Annotated in this window: 18 protein-coding genes; 11 read left to right on the top strand and 7 right to left on the bottom strand. The window is 64.8% G+C overall.

Features of this window, described 5'->3' with window-relative positions; translation table 11 throughout:
* Positions 1-22 precede the first annotated feature (22 nt).
* The 4 genes from C5L14_RS04960 to dnaQ all read left to right on the top strand — a co-directional run bounded on the left by C5L14_RS04960 (position 23) and on the right by dnaQ (position 3,023).
* Positions 23-664: a Maf family protein gene (locus C5L14_RS04960; RefSeq protein ID WP_105860940.1), complete on the top strand. Its 642-nt coding sequence runs from the start codon at positions 23-25 to the stop codon at positions 662-664.
* Positions 665-682: 18 nt separating this feature from the next.
* The gene (locus C5L14_RS04955) at positions 683-1,516 is read left to right on the top strand and encodes a shikimate dehydrogenase (protein ID WP_105860939.1); all 834 of its coding nucleotides are present in this window, start codon (positions 683-685) and stop codon (positions 1,514-1,516) included.
* Between the two features lie 91 nt (positions 1,517-1,607).
* Positions 1,608-2,198, top strand: coding sequence for a dephospho-CoA kinase (coaE, locus tag C5L14_RS04950; protein ID WP_105860938.1), 591 nt, complete (start codon positions 1,608-1,610; stop codon positions 2,196-2,198).
* 135 nt (positions 2,199-2,333) lie between these two features.
* The gene (dnaQ, locus tag C5L14_RS04945; protein ID WP_105860937.1) at positions 2,334-3,023 is read left to right on the top strand and encodes a DNA polymerase III subunit epsilon; all 690 of its coding nucleotides are present in this window, start codon (positions 2,334-2,336) and stop codon (positions 3,021-3,023) included.
* A 556-nt stretch (positions 3,024-3,579) separates the two neighbouring features.
* Here the strand turns inward: dnaQ and C5L14_RS04940 are convergent.
* From C5L14_RS04940 to C5L14_RS04915, 6 genes are all read right to left on the bottom strand, one after another.
* Positions 3,580-3,930: a hypothetical protein gene (locus C5L14_RS04940; RefSeq protein ID WP_146126838.1), complete on the bottom strand. Its 351-nt coding sequence runs from the start codon at positions 3,928-3,930 to the stop codon at positions 3,580-3,582.
* A gap of 567 nt (positions 3,931-4,497) precedes the next feature.
* Complete coding sequence (secB, locus tag C5L14_RS04935) at positions 4,498-4,980, bottom strand: protein-export chaperone SecB (protein ID WP_105860935.1); 483 nt, start codon at positions 4,978-4,980, stop codon at positions 4,498-4,500.
* 289 nt (positions 4,981-5,269) lie between these two features.
* Positions 5,270-6,172, bottom strand: coding sequence for a ribokinase (locus tag C5L14_RS04930; protein ID WP_105860934.1), 903 nt, complete (start codon positions 6,170-6,172; stop codon positions 5,270-5,272).
* 76 nt (positions 6,173-6,248) lie between these two features.
* The gene (locus C5L14_RS04925) at positions 6,249-6,893 is read right to left on the bottom strand and encodes a 2-dehydro-3-deoxy-6-phosphogalactonate aldolase (RefSeq protein WP_105860933.1); all 645 of its coding nucleotides are present in this window, start codon (positions 6,891-6,893) and stop codon (positions 6,249-6,251) included.
* Between the two features lie 35 nt (positions 6,894-6,928).
* On the bottom strand, positions 6,929-7,801 hold the full coding sequence (locus C5L14_RS04920) for a 2-dehydro-3-deoxygalactonokinase (protein WP_181161027.1): 873 nt from the start codon (positions 7,799-7,801) through the stop codon (positions 6,929-6,931).
* Positions 7,802-8,038: 237 nt separating this feature from the next.
* Positions 8,039-8,800, bottom strand: a complete 762-nt coding sequence (locus C5L14_RS04915) for an SDR family NAD(P)-dependent oxidoreductase (RefSeq protein WP_105860931.1) — start codon at positions 8,798-8,800, stop codon at positions 8,039-8,041.
* A gap of 223 nt (positions 8,801-9,023) precedes the next feature.
* On the opposite strand from C5L14_RS04915, the gene accD reads away from it, so the two are divergent.
* From accD to C5L14_RS04880, 7 genes are all read left to right on the top strand, one after another.
* On the top strand, positions 9,024-9,902 hold the full coding sequence (gene accD / locus C5L14_RS04910) for an acetyl-CoA carboxylase, carboxyltransferase subunit beta (RefSeq protein WP_105860930.1): 879 nt from the start codon (positions 9,024-9,026) through the stop codon (positions 9,900-9,902).
* Between the two features lie 280 nt (positions 9,903-10,182).
* Positions 10,183-11,118, top strand: coding sequence for an IS110 family transposase (locus C5L14_RS04905; RefSeq protein WP_146126830.1), 936 nt, complete (start codon positions 10,183-10,185; stop codon positions 11,116-11,118).
* Positions 11,119-11,210: 92 nt separating this feature from the next.
* On the top strand, positions 11,211-11,753 hold the full coding sequence (locus C5L14_RS04900; protein ID WP_105860929.1) for a GbsR/MarR family transcriptional regulator: 543 nt from the start codon (positions 11,211-11,213) through the stop codon (positions 11,751-11,753).
* A gap of 89 nt (positions 11,754-11,842) precedes the next feature.
* Complete coding sequence (locus tag C5L14_RS04895) at positions 11,843-12,253, top strand: hypothetical protein (protein WP_105860928.1); 411 nt, start codon at positions 11,843-11,845, stop codon at positions 12,251-12,253.
* 235 nt (positions 12,254-12,488) lie between these two features.
* Entirely contained in the window at positions 12,489-12,746 is a 258-nt protein-coding gene (locus C5L14_RS04890) for a hypothetical protein (protein ID WP_146126837.1), read from the top strand.
* A 72-nt stretch (positions 12,747-12,818) separates the two neighbouring features.
* Entirely contained in the window at positions 12,819-13,295 is a 477-nt protein-coding gene (locus C5L14_RS04885; protein WP_146126836.1) for a hypothetical protein, read from the top strand.
* Positions 13,296-13,408: 113 nt separating this feature from the next.
* Positions 13,409-14,740, top strand: coding sequence for a bifunctional folylpolyglutamate synthase/dihydrofolate synthase (locus C5L14_RS04880; protein ID WP_105860925.1), 1,332 nt, complete (start codon positions 13,409-13,411; stop codon positions 14,738-14,740).
* A gap of 39 nt (positions 14,741-14,779) precedes the next feature.
* Here the strand turns inward: C5L14_RS04880 and C5L14_RS04875 are convergent, their stop codons facing one another.
* Complete coding sequence (locus tag C5L14_RS04875) at positions 14,780-15,829, bottom strand: serine hydrolase domain-containing protein (protein WP_105860924.1); 1,050 nt, start codon at positions 15,827-15,829, stop codon at positions 14,780-14,782.
* Positions 15,830-15,834: the final 5 nt, after the last annotated feature.

Here is a 15,834-nt window from a genome sequence, read left to right as displayed (position 1 = left end):
GGAAAACGGGATTTTCAGACGAATGAAAAAAGTTGACGCTCAGCTGCGGGATAAAGCCACGGGAGCGCCGCCGCGCTTCGTGCTGGCGTCCAAATCCGCCATTCGCGGCGATATGCTGCGAGCAGCCGGGCTCGCGATCGAGACCATTCCGGCGTCGATCGACGAGCGCGGCTTCGAACGTCGATGGCAGGCGGACAATCTGGCTCCCGACCGGGTCGCCGAGGCGCTTGCCCGCGAGAAGGCCCTCGCCGTTTCCCGAGCCGAGCCGGGTGCCGTGGTGATTGGTGCCGATCAGACCATGGCCATGGGCGAGCAGCGCTTTTCAAAGGTGGCGACGTTGGCACAGGCCCGCGACAAGCTCCTCGCCTTGCGGGGACGGTGCCACGAACTCCATGCCGCCTATGCGCTGGCACGGGACGGCGAAGTCGTCGCCAGCGGGGTTGCCAGCGCCCGCTTGACCATGCGCAACTTCTCCGATGCCTTTCTCGACGACTATCTGGACCGCGCGGGCGAGGGCATCCTGGGCAGCGTCGGTTGCTACCAGCTCGAAGGATTGGGCGTGACCCTGTTCGAGGCGATCGAGGGCGATTATTTCACCATTCTCGGCCTTCCCCTGCTGCCTTTGCTCGCCGCGCTGCGCGAGCGGGGCCTTGCGACTGCCTGAACCTTTACAGGACATGCCATGAAACGCGCCTTCGTCGTCGGCTATCCCATCGCCCATTCGCGTTCGCCGCTGATTCACGGCTTCTGGCTGAAGGAACTCGGCATTCAGGGCAGCTATGAGCGCATCGCCGTGGAACCGGCGGCTTTCGAGACCTTCGTCACGACTCTGGCCGACCGGGGCTTCGTCGGCGGAAACGTGACGGTGCCGCACAAGGAGGCGGCCTTCCGCCTCGCGAGCGTGGACGATCCTGTCGCGCGCGATCTCGAAGCCGCCAACACGCTCTGGTTCGAAGCCGGCAAGCTCAAGGGCATGAATACCGACGTGGCGGGTTTTCTGGCCAATCTCGACCAGGAAGCGCCGGGCTGGGGCGATAGTCTGCGGCGGGCGGTGGTGCTCGGCGCCGGCGGCGCGTCCCGAGCCATTCTCCATGGCCTCATCCAGCGTGGCGCCGGCGAGATCCTGCTGATCAATCGCACGGTGGAGCGCGCCGAGGCCCTGGCTCGCCATTTCGGCCAGAAGGTGAAGGCCCTGGCCTGGGATCAGGCCGAGGCTGCCCTCGAGGGGGCCGATCTCCTGGTTAACACCACTTCGCTCGGCATGAAAGACCAGCCGCCGCTCGAGCTCGATCTCTCGCGCCTGCCCCGATCGGCGCTGGTGACCGACATCGTTTATGTGCCGCTGGAGACGCCCCTGCTCGCCGCGGCCCGGCGGGCCGGGCTCGCCACGGTGGACGGGCTCGGCATGCTCCTGCACCAGGCCGTTCCCGGCTTCGAGCGCTGGTTCGGCGCCAGGCCCGAGGTGACTCCGCAATTGCGAGCGCTGGTGCTGGCGGACATCGAGGCGAAAGCGTAGGATTTTTGGGGCGTAGGCGTTGCTGGTGATCTCTGCCAGTGCCCCAATGTGATCACGATGCGGGTGGACGCCCGTCCCCCTGGAGGCGATGATGACCTTCATCCTTGGCTTGACCGGCTCGATCGGCATGGGCAAGTCGGCGACGGCGGCGATGTTCCGGGCGCGCGGCATTCCCGTGCATGACGCCGATGCCACGGTCCACCGCCTCTATGCCGGCCCCGCCGTGGCAGCCGTCGAGGCCGCCTTTCCGGGGGTGTCGGTGGACGGGGTGATCGACCGCGCCAAGCTCGGCCGACAGGTATTCGGCAATGCCGAGGCGATGCGCACCCTCGAGACGATCGTACATCCGCTCGTCCATGCCGCAGAACAGGAGTTCCTGGCCGCGGCTCGCGCCAAAGGTGCGAACCTCGCCGTGCTCGACATTCCCCTGCTTTATGAAACCGGCGGCGAGCGGCGCTGCCGGGCTGTTGCGGTGGTGTCCGCTCCGGCCCGCATCCAGCGCGAGCGCGTGATGGCGCGCCCCGGCATGGACGAGGAACGGTTCGCCGTGATCCTGGCCCGCCAGGTGCCGGATGTGGAAAAGCGCCGCCGTGCCCATTTCATCATCGATTCAAGCAAGGGTCTCGACTTTGCCCAGAGTCAGGTGGATGCCATAATCGCGGCCCTCTCCTCCACCGCCTGAGGCGATGAGGTGAAAAATGGTCATCTGCAGCGTCGCTTCGCTTGCCAAGACGAAAGTCTTGGCTACGCTCTGTCCTCCCATCTGACCACTTTTGACCTCATCAAATTCCAAACCATAGCTGACGACGGACCCTAAATGCGCGAGATCATCCTCGATACCGAAACCACCGGCCTCGATCCCAATGAAGGGCACCGGCTGGTCGAGATCGGCTGCGTCGAGATGATCGACCGCAATCCAACCGGCGCCACCTGGCACAAATATTTCAATCCCGAGCGCGACATGCCGGTGGAAGCCTTCAACGTGCATGGGCTTTCCGCCGAATTCCTCTCCGACAAACCGCTTTTCGCCGAACTCGCCCAGGAATTCGTCGATTTCGTCGGTGACGCCCATCTCGTCATCCATAATGCCGGCTTCGACATGCGATTCCTCAATGCGGAGCTGAAGCGGGTCAACCTGGCCGCCCTGGCGATGGATCGGGTCATCGATACCCTGGCCATGGCGCGGCGCAAGCATCCCGGCGCGCGTGCCTCGCTCGACGAGCTCTGCCAGCGCTACGGCATCGACAATTCCAAGCGCGTCAAGCATGGCGCCTTGCTCGACGCCGAGATCCTGGCCGAGGTCTATATCGAGCTGACCGGCGGACGCCAGACGGCGCTCAGCCTGGCCTCGGCCTCCGCCGCCATTATCGCCCGCGCCGGCGGCGGCACGGTCAGACCGCGCCCCAAGGCGCTGCCCTCGCGCATCCGGCCCGAGGAACTGGCCGCCCATGAGGCTTTCATCACCGGTCTGGGCGAGAACGCTCTGTGGAAGAAATATGCACCGTGACGGGGTCGCCGGAATAACGGTCTGAAGACCCAATGCGGTTCACTTAAGGAGGAAACGCTGCCGATTGTCATAGCCGAGCTTGACCCGGCTATCCGGAAGCCGCAGGCGCAACGTTGAGATCCAGGCTGGATTGCCGGGTCAAGCCCGGCTATGACAAAGGTCGAGCAAACTCAAAGACGCTTAGGTGAACCGCATTGGTCTGAAGACCAGCCTTCTTCTCGCCTCACGCCGTACGCAGGCGCCCGACGCGACACCCGTCGATCGCAATCAACGCCAGGCCGACCAAGGCCATCTCGGCGAAATGCTTCAGCTGAAGAAGAAGGACCCGCCCACGGCAACGAGAGGGCGAGCAACAGCCCCCATTCGATGGACCCCATCGGGCAATTGGAAATAACCGGCATCGTCATGGTGCAGATCCGAGAAGCGGGTTTTCTCAAGATCTGCAGCACCGGCCGGGCCGATGCCACCTGCTTCCTGCGATCTCATGCTGGGTTGCAAAAAGTCCAAGCCATCGAAGACACGTTTCCCTGGGAAGAGCCGGTCCTGGTGAGAAGCTTCAGCGGGGTTCGACCTGCAGGGAACGGCCACGCCAAGTGTAGCTAGCCCTGTCCGCCAGACAATAAAGACCGTGCAGCATCACCGGGCGTCTTGGTTCCGTCTTGGGCAAGGCGGTCAATTTCACCCTGGCGCAGTCCGGTTCGGCGGGCACCGAGGTAGCGGTTACGTCGGGCAGCTGCGGATAGGGTTCGCTGTAGCGATATTGCCGGGCCGCCGGCTCCGTGCCCAGCACCGACAATAGCGTGTTCAGCACGGCGGAGCTGCCGGTTTCGGAAATACCGGCCTCGCCGAGCGCCTTCACCAGGGCGTTCCGGCTCTCCCGTTCCAATTGGGGGGACGCTGGCAGCACCGCCCTTCCATCCGTTGGAACAAGCAGCAGGCCGAGTATGACGGCAAAACCTGTTCGAAAGTGCCGCTGCGGTCGTTTGGAAGCGGGTCTTGCAAGGTTTCCAGGCATGCCGGGTCAACTCCATGACGGGGTATGAGAGGGAAGAACCGTTCCAATGTCCAGCCTTACGGTGAACCGGTGTCGACTCTCTTCCTCTCAGCGTACCGGCGCCGATGAGCATCTTGGTGACGTGTCAGTATATTCGGGGGCATCAGTCGCCGACGGGGACAGGGCGTAGCCCAGACCCTCGCGACCCTCGCGCCAAAATCGCTGGTTGTCCGAGTCGAGCTGGCCGAAACCGGAACGGCTTGCGGGGATGTCGTCCATCGGCTTCTCGCAGCCGGTATCGCTGCCGGTCAGGGACATGAGGCTGAGGATCGCCGCGACTTGTTCCGTGGCGGCGGGAATGGGGCGCGGCCGGATGATCGAAAACCGATCGGGAAGGGCGCCTGTTTCAAAAGGACCCCAGGCGGCGCATCGGGTGCGCGCCGCCGGACCTGTCCAGGAGAGTTTCGCAGTTCGCGACGATCAGGCCTGGCCGACGGTCGGCTGGCTCTGGGCGAGGCGGTTGCGATAGAGCGCCACGAAATCGATCGGGTCGATCATCAGGGGCGGGAAGCCGCCATTGCGGGTGCAGTCGGCAATGATCTGGCGCGCGAAGGGGAAGAGCAGGCGCGGACCTTCGATCATCACCATCGCGTGGATGTTCTCTTCGGGGATGCCGCCGAGGCGGATCACCGCGCCATAGAGCAGCTCGAACTTGAACAGGGTGTTGGCGCCTTCGCCGGCGCCTCCTTCGATCGACAGCTCGACTTCATAGTCGGCGCCGCCCAGCGGCTTGCCGTTGACGTTGACGGTGAGCTGGATCTGCGGCGAGTTCTGCAGGTTGCCGAGCGAGCGCGGCGCGTTGGGATTCTCGAAGGAGAGGTCCTTGATATATTGCGCCAGCACGTTGAGGGAGGGCTGGATTTCCTGCGCCTCTTCGGGGCCGTTCTGCTGTTCGTTCGCCATGTCAGGTTCCTTATGGGTGTGCAGCCCTTGGGCCGAAGGAAAAAGCGTTCCGGGGCATCTCGTGGCTCGGCAAGGCCGCCGAGCCGGGCAACGACGCATCGGAACAAAGGGCTAGGGCAAGGCGCATTCCGGCTCGGACACACCATACTCTAGGAATCACAATCCAGCGGCAGCCCGATCGTGACTGGCCGCTGAGCCAGCGCGCGGGTACCACGCCAGCGCCGTGGCGACAAGGGGAGCCCTGCACTTGCGTTCCTGGAGGAACGCGTCGCGCCTGCCCGTTTTCAGGTCACGATTGGCGCAGGGCGTCGTCGATCTCGGCTTTGGTCGGGATCGACGACTGGGCGCCAGGCCGGGTGCAGGCCAGGGAACCGCTGGCGGCGCCGCGTGCCAGGGCGATCTCGAAGCCGAGGCCCTGGTCGAGCGCGGCGGCATAGGCGCCTGTGAAACTGTCGCCGGCGGCGGTGGTGTCGACGGGCGTCACCTTGAGGGCCGGCGCCGCGTGGCGCGCGCCCTTGCTCCAGCCGACCACGCCTTCGGCGCCCAGCGTGACGATGCCGGCGCAGCCGAAGCGCTCGCTGATCACACGGGTGGCCTCGACCGGATCGGTCGCTTCGATGCCGGCAGCCTTGGCGACCACCAGGGCTTCGTGCTCGTTGACGACGAGATCGTCGACCAGCCGGAGAATCTCCTCGGGGAGCGGGCCGGCCGGCGCCACGTTGAAGACAATGCGGGCGCCGCGCGACTTGGCATGCTTGATCGCGGCGAAATTCTCGGAGTCGCGGATCTCGCGCTGCAGCAGCACGATGTCGCCCTCGGCGAGGTCGAAAGCTTCCAGCTGTTCGGCGCGCGTGGCCTGGTTGGCGCCGGAGGCGACGACGATGGCGTTCTCGGCCTTCTCGTCCACCGTGATCAGGGCGACGCAGGTCGGTTTGTCGACCGGCAGTACCGGCGCGACATCGACACCGGCTTCGCGCATCACCGAAAGGGCTAGATCGGCAAAACCATCATTGCCCCGGGAGCCGATGATGGCCGTCTTCGAACCGGCGCGTGCCGCCGACACCGCCTGATTGGCACCCTTGCCGCCGGGCACCATGAAATAGCCTTCGCACAGGACGGTTTCGCCGGGGTGAGGGATGTGGCTGACATTGGTGACCAGGTCCACGCCAAGCGAACCGAACACGACGATCATAGGGCGGTTTCCTCGATTGTTTTGGAAAGCATAACGGGAAAGGCGGGGCGCGCAACTCGGCCTTGACGGGAAAGGTTCAGGCCGTGCGCTCGCCGTTGAGCGCCCGGATGGCGGCCGTGAGGGCAGCTGCGCGCTCGCCGACTTCGGCGGCGCCGCGGCCGGCGGAATAGAGGTCCGAACCCACGCCGAAACCGTCGACGCCGACGGCGAGATAGGGCGGAATGGTCTGGGGCGAGACGCCGCCGACCACCAGCAGCTTGGTGCTGCGCGGCAGCACGGCGCGCATGGCCTTGACGGCTGCCGGCGAAGCCATCTCGGCCGGGAACAGCTTCAACGCGTCGGCTCCCGCATCCAGCGCGGCGAAAGCCTCTGTCGGTGTGAAGAAGCCAGGAAGGGACAGCAGGCCGCGCGCCTTGCTGGCCCGGATCACCTCGACATTGGTGTTGGGCGAGACGATTACCGTGCCGCCCGCCTCGGCGACCCCGGCGACATCCTCGACGGTGAGCACGGTGCCCGCACCCACCAAGGCGCGCCCTGCGAGGCTGCGGGCGAGTAGGCCGATGGAGGTGAGGGGATCGGGCGAGTTGAGCGGCACTTCCAGGATACGGATGCCGGCGGCGACGATCGCCTCGGCGATGGCTTCCACCTCATCCGGCTTGACCCCGCGCAGAATGGCGACCAGCGGCATCTGCGCCAGGGCGGAGGCGAGTGTGAGGCTCATGGTTTGTCCTTGTCGTTGGTTCAAGAGGCCGGCTATCAGCGAGCCGCGGCCAGGGTGGAAAGACCATCGAGGAAAGCACGTTCGGGCGCGATGATCTCGATGGCGCTGCCGCGGGCTCTCAGCGCCGAAACATAGCGCTTGGCCAGCACGCCGTCAGCGACCAGAGTCACGAGATGGTCGGCGCCATAGCGCTTGAAGGCGCCCTCGATCTCGGCATTGATCAGCAGGCCGGAGAGATAGGGGCCAACTTTCTCGCCGCTCATCTCTCCGGCGAGCACGCGGGTACGGGCCTGGAACAGGCGGTTCAGCAGGCCACGCTCGTCGGTGGCCGCCTCCAGGCCGTCGTCGAAGCCGGTGAGATCCTCGGGCTCGGCGGCGAGGCGGGCGAGCAGGCTGTGCTGGCGATAGAGGGCATAGGTCTCGCCGGTCATGAAAGTGGCAAAGCCGGTGATGACGCCGTCCTCCACCCGCGCCCATTTGGAGTGGGTGCCGGGCAGGCAGACCAGGCCGTTGCGGACATCGGTGCCGAAGATCAGGGTTTCCTCGCCGCGCATCACATCCGGACCCGTTTCATCGTGTGCGATCACACCGGGAACGATCGAAATCCGGTCGTCGATCCGCAGCAGCGCCTCGGCCAGGCTCTTGGGCGAAGCGGGACAGGGAGCATAGGCAGCCTCCGCCCAGCCATTGCGGGCGCCGACCATGCCGGCCATCAGCACCGGAGCATCGGGGCTCGCCTTCATCCAGGCGCCGCAATGGCGTTCCAGCACGCCCGCGAAACCCCCGGCCGGGACGGTCGACATGCCGTCCTCCGCCGAGACGCGGTCGAGCACCTTGCCGGCACTATCGAGGCGATAGGCCCGGAAACGGCTGGTACCCCAATCCACGGCAATGAGTTCAGAAGTCATGCTGGTCCAATCCGGTTGAGCGCCAGGTGGCGAAATGCAGTTCATCTGAGCCGAAAGCACTCCGATTTGTCATGGCCGGGCTCGACCCGGCAATCCCGCCCCCACCAGGTGAGGGCATGATAGAGGGATAGCCGGGTCAGGCCCGGCCATGACAAAGGTCGTGCAAACTCGGCTGACGCACAGGCGAACCGCATTGCGCTTACATGCGCGTCCACCGGCCGCCGCGCAAGTCTCGGCTCAATGCCAGCCACCATCCACGATGATCTGCTGGTTGGTCATGCCCGAGGATTGCTCCGAGGCGAGGAAGAGCACCGCCTTGGCGATGTCGTCGGGCACCAGCTTGCGCTTGAGCACCTGGTTGCGCGCGATCGCTTCCTCGCCCGCCTCGTCGACCCAGAGCGCGAGCTGGCGTTCCGTCATGATCCAGCCGGGAATGACGCAATTGACGCGGATATTGTCCTTGCCGAATTCACGGGCCAGCACGCGGGTCAAGCCGTAGGCCGCCGATTTGGCGGTGGCATAGGCGCTCAGATCCTCCGAGCCCATCAGCCAGGAACCGGAACCGAGATTGACGATGGTGCCGCCGCCGGCGGCGATCATGTCGGGGATCGCGGCCTGGGCGGCGAAGAAGGCGTGCTTGAGGTTGACGGCGATACGGTCGTCGAAATAGTCCGGCGTCACCTCGAAGAATTTGTGGCGCTGGTCATGGGCGGCATTGTTGACCAGCACGGTGACCGGGCCGAGCGTGGCGCTGATATCGGCGATGGCGTCCTTCAAGGCCTCGATGTCGGTGATGTCGGCCTTTTTGAACAGGACGGTGGCGCCGCCCTGGTTGAGTTCGTCCGCCAGCGCCTGGGACGGCTTTTCGGCAATATCGATGAAGCCTACCTTGGCGCCCTGGTCGGCGAACAGCCTGACGGTGGCGGCGCCGATGCCCTGCCCGCCGCCGGTGATGACGACAGTGCGGCCTTTCAAATCTGGATAAATGGCATTCGCCATCCCTGGGACTCCCTGATGCTTCTCGGTCTGAACGTGGATTCGTCCTACATATTGCGCGGTTCGCGTGCGCCGTCCAGCGCATGTCGAAAGTCACGGCCCCGGTGCAGAGGCGGTCTTGCGCCGGGGACGCTGACAAAGGCGTTTGGAACGGTTAAGTAGGGCATCAATGATAGATCTGCAGCCCCGGCGCCCCAGGCCGGGCGCCCGTGCTCAAAGGTATCCCATGAACTGGATCGCCAACGTTGTTCCGCCACGCATCAAGGACTTCTTCTCGCGTCGCGACACGCCCGAGAATCTCTGGATCAAGGATCCCGAGACGGGACAGATGGTCTTTCACAAGGACCTGGAGCAGAACAACTACGTCATTCCAGCCTCGAATTATCATATGCGCATGACGGCGACGCAGCGTCTCAAGCTGATGTTCGACGATGGCAAGTGGGAAGACATCGCGCTTCCCGAGGTCGTACCCGATCCGCTCAAGTTCAAGGACGAGAAGCGCTATGTCGACCGCTTGAAGGATGCCCGCACCAAGACCGGCATGCAGGATGCGGTGAAGCTCGGCGCCGGTACGATCGACGGCCTGCCGGCCGTGATTGCCGTGCAGGATTTCGACTTCATGGGTGGCTCGCTCGGCATGGCGGCGGGCGAGGCGGTGGTCAAGGGCCTGCTCACGGCGGCCGACCGCGGCGTCCCCTTCATCATGTTCGCCTCGTCCGGCGGCGCCCGCATGCAGGAAGGCATTCTGTCCCTCATGCAGATGGCGCGCGCCACGGTGGCGATCCAGCGTTTCCGGGAAACCAAGAAGCCCTATATCGTGGTGCTGACCAACCCGACCACCGGCGGCGTCACCGCCTCCTATGCCATGCTCGGCGACGTGCAGCTGGCCGAGCCCGGCGCCCTGATCGGCTTCGCCGGCCCGCGCGTCATCGAACAGACCATCCGCGAAAAACTGCCCGAGGGCTTCCAGCGCTCCGAATATCTCCAGGAGCACGGCATGGTCGACATGGTCGTGCACCGCAACGAGATGAAAGCCACGGTGGCGCGCATCTGCCGCCTGCTGACCAAAACCCCGCCCAAGGAGATCCCGGCGGAAGCCGCCTGATCTTCCAGGGAGGCCAAGCCTTTCCTCAGGCGCGTTTCCGGGTGCACGGCATCTTGCCCGTGCCCTGGACATGCGGCGTTTGCAGGATCGGAAGAACGGGTAAGATGCCCGTGCACCCTGTGTAGTTGGAATGTGTCAGGATGGGTGCGGGCGAGAGACCGTGTGCACCCCGGCCCGTTAAGGCCGTTTTCCGGCTTGGTCCTCGCCCGCGTTCGAGTACCCAACCTGAACAGTTGATCGAGGCCGCACCACCGGACCTCGTAGCACAGGGATAGGCGCGATGATCATACACCCTGGCTTCATCGGGATCGATGTCTCCAAACACCATCTCGACATTTTCAATGCCACCACCCAGCATGTCGAGCGCATCGACAACACCCCACAGGCGATCACCTCGACTTTCGAGCGCTTGCGAGCCGATCCAATCAAGCTCGTCGCCTTCGAAGCGACCGGGCCTTATGATGGGCCGTTGCGTACGGCTCTGGCCAGCCTGCAACTGTCCCTTGTCCGCATCAATCCGGCCCGTGCCCGCGACTTTGCCAAGTCCATCGGCCTGCTGGCCAAGACCGACGCCATCGACGCCCGCATGCTCGCCGCCATGGCCCAGTGCCTCAACCTGCAAGCCGACCCTGCCGATGATCCCCACCGCCAGCAACTGGCCTTGCTGCACAAGCGCCGCGACCAGTTCGTCGCCACCCGCAAGCAGGAACTGACGCGCCTGGCTCAAGCCGACATGGCCCAGATCCGCGACAGCCTCCTGGACCATCTCGCCTGGCTGGAGGCCGCCATTGCCAGCCTCGACCAGCATATCACTCGCCTCATTGCCCGCCATGACAGCCTTGAGCAAAGGCGCCAACTCATGTGCTCCACTCCAGGCATCGGCAAGGTCATTTCCACGACCCTGCTGGCTCTCCTGCCCGAACTTGGCCAACGCTCGCCCAAGACCATCGCCGCCTTGGCAGGCCTGGCTCCCTTCAATCGCGATAGCGGCCTCATGCGCGGCACACGCAAAGTCATCGGCGGCAGACGACGCGTGCGCCAGGCCCTCTACATGGCTGCTGTTTCAGCCAGCCGATCCAAATCCAACTTCGCCCAAACTTATCGCGCACTGCGACAAGCCGGAAAGCCGCCCAAACTGGCTCTCATCGCCTTGGCCCGAAAGATCCTCATCACTCTCAATGCAATCTTGCGCGATCAGGCCCCGTTCAAGGCCTGACACTCGCTCAACTACAGTTGCCGGAGCAGGTTGCTGGATTGACTCCCTCGCCCATGACTGTTATTTCTGTTTTTACAGAAATAGGATAAATCATGCGCCTGCTCGACTACCCCGAAGCCAAGACCTTCGTGCTCCATTGGGGCGAGATGGGCACCTATTGGGGGGTCAACCGCTCGGTGGCGCAGGTGCATGCGCTGCTCTATCTGTCCGACAGGCCTGTCGACGCGGAAACCATCGTCGGGGAACTCGGCCTCGCCCGCTCCAACGTTTCCACAGCCCTCAAGGAATTGCAGGGCTACAACATCGTCCGCCGCGTGCATGTCGAGGGTGACCGGCGCGATCATTTCGTCGCTGAGACCGATCTTTGGGAGATGCTGATGCGCATCGCCATCGAACGCAAGCGGCGCGAGATCGACCCTACCATCCAATTGCTCGGCGAGCTTTCGCAAAAGCTGCAGCGCGACGGCAACGCCCCCGCCCATATCCGCGAGCGCGTGACACGCCTGCACGAATTCATGTCCACCCTGAGTGGCTGGTACGAGCAGGTCCGTGTCCTGCCCAAGCCGACGCTGGTCACGCTGATGAAACTGGGCGGCAAGGTCGCCCGCTTCATTCCCGGAAGAGCCAAGGAGTAGATCGGCAAGACGGGAAACCGGCTCCAATTCTTGTTCGCCATAATATTTCTGAAAATTCAGAAATAACGGATATAACGATAGGAAACGACATGACCGAGATCGTCTACCTGCTCTACCTCGTCATCACCATCGGCATCACCGTCTGGGTGGCGCGCACCTTATCGCGCAGCGGGCTGGTCTTCCTGATCCAATGCTTCGGCCAGAACGAGACCCTGGCCCGTTCCACCAATCACCTGCTGATCGTCGGCTTCTATCTGGTCAATATTGGCTTCATCACCCTGACCCTCAGCCTGGGCGATGAACCGACCACCGTCACCGGCGCGATGCGCTTCCTGAGCGGCAAGGTGGGCCTCGCCGTGCTGGTGCTCGGCGCCATGCATTTCTTCAACATGGGCGCGATCGCCCAGTTCGGCCGCAAGGTGAATGGCTGGCTCGGAGAAGCACAGCGGCCGGCTGCTCGGGCTGCGCCGCCCGCCGCCGAAGCGGCACCCCTGCCTTGAAAGGAGGCGGCGATGCGCCACAGACCCGAGCAGAACCGCTATGGCGGGGTAAGTCTTGGGTGCTTTGCCGCAGGTCCGGTGGCGTTCATCGTCTTCGTGGTCCTGGGGTCCGATAATCAGGGAACTGGCCTTTACGCCGGAGGCCCGGTCCACCTTGACGTTCTTGGTATTGCTCGCCTTCGTTGTCGGACCCCTCACTGCGTTCCCATTCGCATTGCTCGGGACCACGGCACTGATGGAACTAGGCCAGCGCCATGCGCTCGTTCGCCGGCCGCTCGTCTGGACGGTGACAGGAGCGGTGATGGCAGGGGTTCCCGCCTTCATCGCGGCCGGAGAGGAGCCGGCCCTTTATCTGGCTCTCGCCTTTGCCGGCGCAGTCGTCGCGCGCATCTCCGCCGTGGCGTCGAATGGCAGGAGCCGCGAAAAATCCCGCTCGGGCAGCAAGGGGCGTGGCTGGCTTGGAGCCAAGCGGGCCGAGCTCGGCGGCCAATGATGAAACAATGCCTGCTCCACAACGGGCAGATCCGAGATCCCCATTGCAGTCTGATCGAAAAGGATGGTCGCCATGCTTGCCGCACTTGTCCTCCTCTGCCTGGTTTGCGCCGCCATCTTCCTGCTGAATCGCCCTGGTAGCAGGCGCCCCTACTTCCCCGGTATCGCGCTCGGCGCGGTTGCCGCGGGCCCCGCCTTCCTCCTCGGATTGGGCCTGGGCGCATTGAGCTGGCGGCCCGAGCGGGCCGTTCCGCTCGATTTCGATCCGGATCTGCTGCCGGCCTTGATGGGGTTGATGCTGGCCGCCGTCATCGTCGGCGCCATCATTGCCTTCCCGCTCGCCATGCTGGGAGCGATGGCGCTGTCGGGACTCGGCCAGGACAATATCGGGCTGCGTCACCCGGCATTCTGGGCGTTGACGGGGGCGTTCGCTGCCACAGGCCCCGCTGCCTGCATCGGCGTTGGAGACGGGGTGGTTCTCACCGCCTTCGCGTTTACCGGGGCGGTGGTTGCTTCGATCTGTCGCTGGCGTACCTCCTGGGTGACATAATGGCGTGCGAAAAAAGGGTCTGGCCCGCTGCCGGGGGAAAAGGTAAGGCTGACAATTCGCCATTTCCTCCCGGTTCTATCCGAACCAGGTCAATTCGAGGCCCTACCGCCGTCATGACGCAGTCCGACGCCTATCTCTCCCGCTTCATGGCGCTGCATCCGAAAAAGATCGATCTCTCGCTCGACCGGATCGAGAGGCTGCTGGCCAAGCTCGGCCATCCCGAGCGGCGGGTGCCGCCGGTGATCCATGTCGCCGGCACCAATGGCAAGGGCTCGACCATCGCCTTCCTGCGCGCGGCGCTGGAAGCGGCCGGCTATGGCGTGCATGTCTATACCTCGCCGCACCTCGTGCATTTCCACGAGCGCATCCGCCTGGCCCGGCCCACGGGGGAAGCCGGTGGCGGCACGCTGGTGAGCGAGGACAAGCTCATCGAGGCTTTCGAAGCCTGCGAGCAGGCCAATGACGGCGCGCCGATCACCTTCTTCGAAATCACCACGGCGGCCGCCTTCAAGCTCTTCGCCGAGAATCCGGCCGATGTTCTCTTGCTGGAGGTGGGGCTGGGCGGGCGCATGGACACCACCAACGTCATCGACAAGCCGCTCCTCTGCGTGATCACCTCGATCTCGCATGACCATGCCGATTTTCTCGGCAACGACATCGAGGGCATCGCCCGCGAGAAGGCCGGCATCCTCAAGCGCGGTGCGCCGGGCGTGATCTATCCGCAGATCGACGCTGTCAGGGCCGTGATCGAGAGCGTGGCGGCCAAAGTCGGCGCACCGCTGGTGATCGGCGGCCAGGATTTCGACATACATGAAGAGAACGGCCGCCTGGTCTACCAGGACGAGCGGGGCCTGCTCGATCTGCCCTTGCCGCGTCTTGCCGGGCGGCACCAGCATCGCAATGCCGGTCTTGCCATCGCCGCGCTGCGCAACCAGGGCTTGTTCACCGTCGAGGACGCCCATTTCGAAAAGGCGATGCAGGCGGCGGAATGGCCCGCCCGCCTGCAGCGCATCGCCCAGGGTGCCATTCCGGCCCTGCTGCCGGTGGGCTCCGAGATCTGGCTCGACGGCAGCCACAATGTCGATGGCGGCCGCGTGCTGGCCGAGGCCCTCGCCGAGCTGGAGGAGCGCCATTCCCGGCCCTTGGTGCTGGTGACGGGCATGCTGACCACCAAGGATTCCGACGGCTTTCTGCACAATTTCGCCGGCCTCGCCCGCGAGGTGCACACGGTGCCGATCGAGCACAGCGCGGCCGCCCGTTCACCCGAGGCCGTGGCCGAAGCCGCCCGCCAGGCCGGGCTCGCCGCCCGCGCCCATGGCAGCCTTCGGGCCGCCCTCGAGGCGATTGCCAGCGAAGCCTTCCCTGTGGCGCCCCGCGTGGTGCTCACCGGCTCGCTCTATCTCGCCGGCGAGATCCTGGCCTTCAACGGCACGACCCCGAAATAGATTCGATGGTGCTTTGCTGCCGAGAGGTGCGCCTGGGGCTCAGTTCCTGTCGGCATTGGCGAGGATGATCTCGCGCCAGATGCGGGTCGGGGTCACCCAGGCGTCGGCCGCGTTGTATTTGCCCGAATAGATCACGGCGGCGATGCCGGCGTCGGGCATCAGCCACAGGCGCTGGCCGCCATTGCCGAATCCGGCGATCCAGGGATGCTCGCCGCCGGGCAGGGCGGTCGTCGTCGCCGCACCGATGAACCACAGCCGGCCATAGGCCAGCCCGTCGCCGGTTGGTATGACCGGTTTGAAGGAAGCCTCGACCCAGTCCTGCGATACGACCCTGCTGCCGTTCCAGAGGCCTTTGGCGAGGAGGAGCTCGCCGATCCGCAGCAGGTCCGCGGCCCGCAGGCGCAGGCCCGAGGCGGCCGATGCGACGCCGTCGCTACCGCAGGCCCATTCGAAGCTGCCAATGCCGAGCGGATCGAACAACGCTTCCCTGGCGAATTCAGGCAGGGTCTTGCCGGTTCCCCGCCGGATCAGCTCGCCGATCAGGGCTACGCTGCCGCCCGAATAGATCCAGCGCGTGCCGGGCTCCGCGACTACGGGTCGGTCGAGGACGAAGCGGTAGCGATCCAGCGCCCTTTCCATGGCGATCTCGCTGTTCAGCGGATCGGTATAGGGCCGCTCCTCGTCCCATTCGAGGCCGAGCGTCATGGTGAGGGCATGCTCGATCCGCAGCTTTTGCCGATCGGGTGCGGCAAGCAAGTCGGGATATTCCGGAAAATGCGGTAGCAAGGGTGCGTCCGGCGGCGGCACCAGCTTGCGATCGAGGGCGACGCCATAGAGCAGACCGACGACGCTCTTGGTGACCGAGCGCAGATCGTGCAGCGTCTCAGGCCCGAAAGCGACCTCCCCGAGCGGCCGCCCCCAACTTTCGTCCAGCCCGGCCTGGTAATGTTCGAGAACGATGCCGCCGGCATGGCTGGCGAGGACCGCATGCAGGTCGCGCAGGAGGCCGGAGGCGATGCCTGCGGCAAGCTTGCCCGACATGGTCAGCCTGCCGTCGATGGTTCTTGGCGGAACGTCCGTCGAGCTCATGGCGG

It is taken from the genome of Labrys okinawensis (assembly GCF_002982075.1).
Taxonomy (GTDB): Bacteria; Pseudomonadota; Alphaproteobacteria; order Rhizobiales; family Labraceae; genus Labrys; species Labrys okinawensis_A.
This window is presented reverse-complemented; position numbering and strand designations above follow the sequence as displayed.

Bases quoted from the DNA above. Each gene is read 5' to 3' on its own strand.
- coaE (WP_105860938.1), top strand. From the start codon at position 1,608: ATGACCTTCATCCTTGGCTTGACCGGCTCGATCGGCATGGGCAAGTCG.
- C5L14_RS04875 (WP_105860924.1), bottom strand. From the start codon at position 15,829: ATGAGCTCGACGGACGTTCCGCCAAGAACCATCGACGGCAGGCTGACC.
- secB (WP_105860935.1), bottom strand. From the start codon at position 4,980: ATGGCGAACGAACAGCAGAACGGCCCCGAAGAGGCGCAGGAAATCCAG.
- C5L14_RS04915 (WP_105860931.1), bottom strand. From the start codon at position 8,800: ATGGCGAATGCCATTTATCCAGATTTGAAAGGCCGCACTGTCGTCATC.
- C5L14_RS04925 (WP_105860933.1), bottom strand. From the start codon at position 6,893: ATGAGCCTCACACTCGCCTCCGCCCTGGCGCAGATGCCGCTGGTCGCC.
- C5L14_RS04930 (WP_105860934.1), bottom strand. From the start codon at position 6,172: ATGATCGTCGTGTTCGGTTCGCTTGGCGTGGACCTGGTCACCAATGTC.
- C5L14_RS04920 (WP_181161027.1), bottom strand. From the start codon at position 7,801: ATGACTTCTGAACTCATTGCCGTGGATTGGGGTACCAGCCGTTTCCGG.
- C5L14_RS04880 (WP_105860925.1), top strand. From the start codon at position 13,409: ATGACGCAGTCCGACGCCTATCTCTCCCGCTTCATGGCGCTGCATCCG.
- dnaQ (WP_105860937.1), top strand. From the start codon at position 2,334: ATGCGCGAGATCATCCTCGATACCGAAACCACCGGCCTCGATCCCAAT.
- C5L14_RS04955 (WP_105860939.1), top strand. From the start codon at position 683: ATGAAACGCGCCTTCGTCGTCGGCTATCCCATCGCCCATTCGCGTTCG.
- C5L14_RS04890 (WP_146126837.1), top strand. From the start codon at position 12,489: ATGGAACTAGGCCAGCGCCATGCGCTCGTTCGCCGGCCGCTCGTCTGG.
- C5L14_RS04900 (WP_105860929.1), top strand. From the start codon at position 11,211: ATGCGCCTGCTCGACTACCCCGAAGCCAAGACCTTCGTGCTCCATTGG.
- C5L14_RS04895 (WP_105860928.1), top strand. From the start codon at position 11,843: ATGACCGAGATCGTCTACCTGCTCTACCTCGTCATCACCATCGGCATC.
- C5L14_RS04885 (WP_146126836.1), top strand. From the start codon at position 12,819: ATGCTTGCCGCACTTGTCCTCCTCTGCCTGGTTTGCGCCGCCATCTTC.
- C5L14_RS04905 (WP_146126830.1), top strand. From the start codon at position 10,183: ATGATCATACACCCTGGCTTCATCGGGATCGATGTCTCCAAACACCAT.
- C5L14_RS04960 (WP_105860940.1), top strand. From the start codon at position 23: ATGAAAAAAGTTGACGCTCAGCTGCGGGATAAAGCCACGGGAGCGCCG.
- accD (WP_105860930.1), top strand. From the start codon at position 9,024: ATGAACTGGATCGCCAACGTTGTTCCGCCACGCATCAAGGACTTCTTC.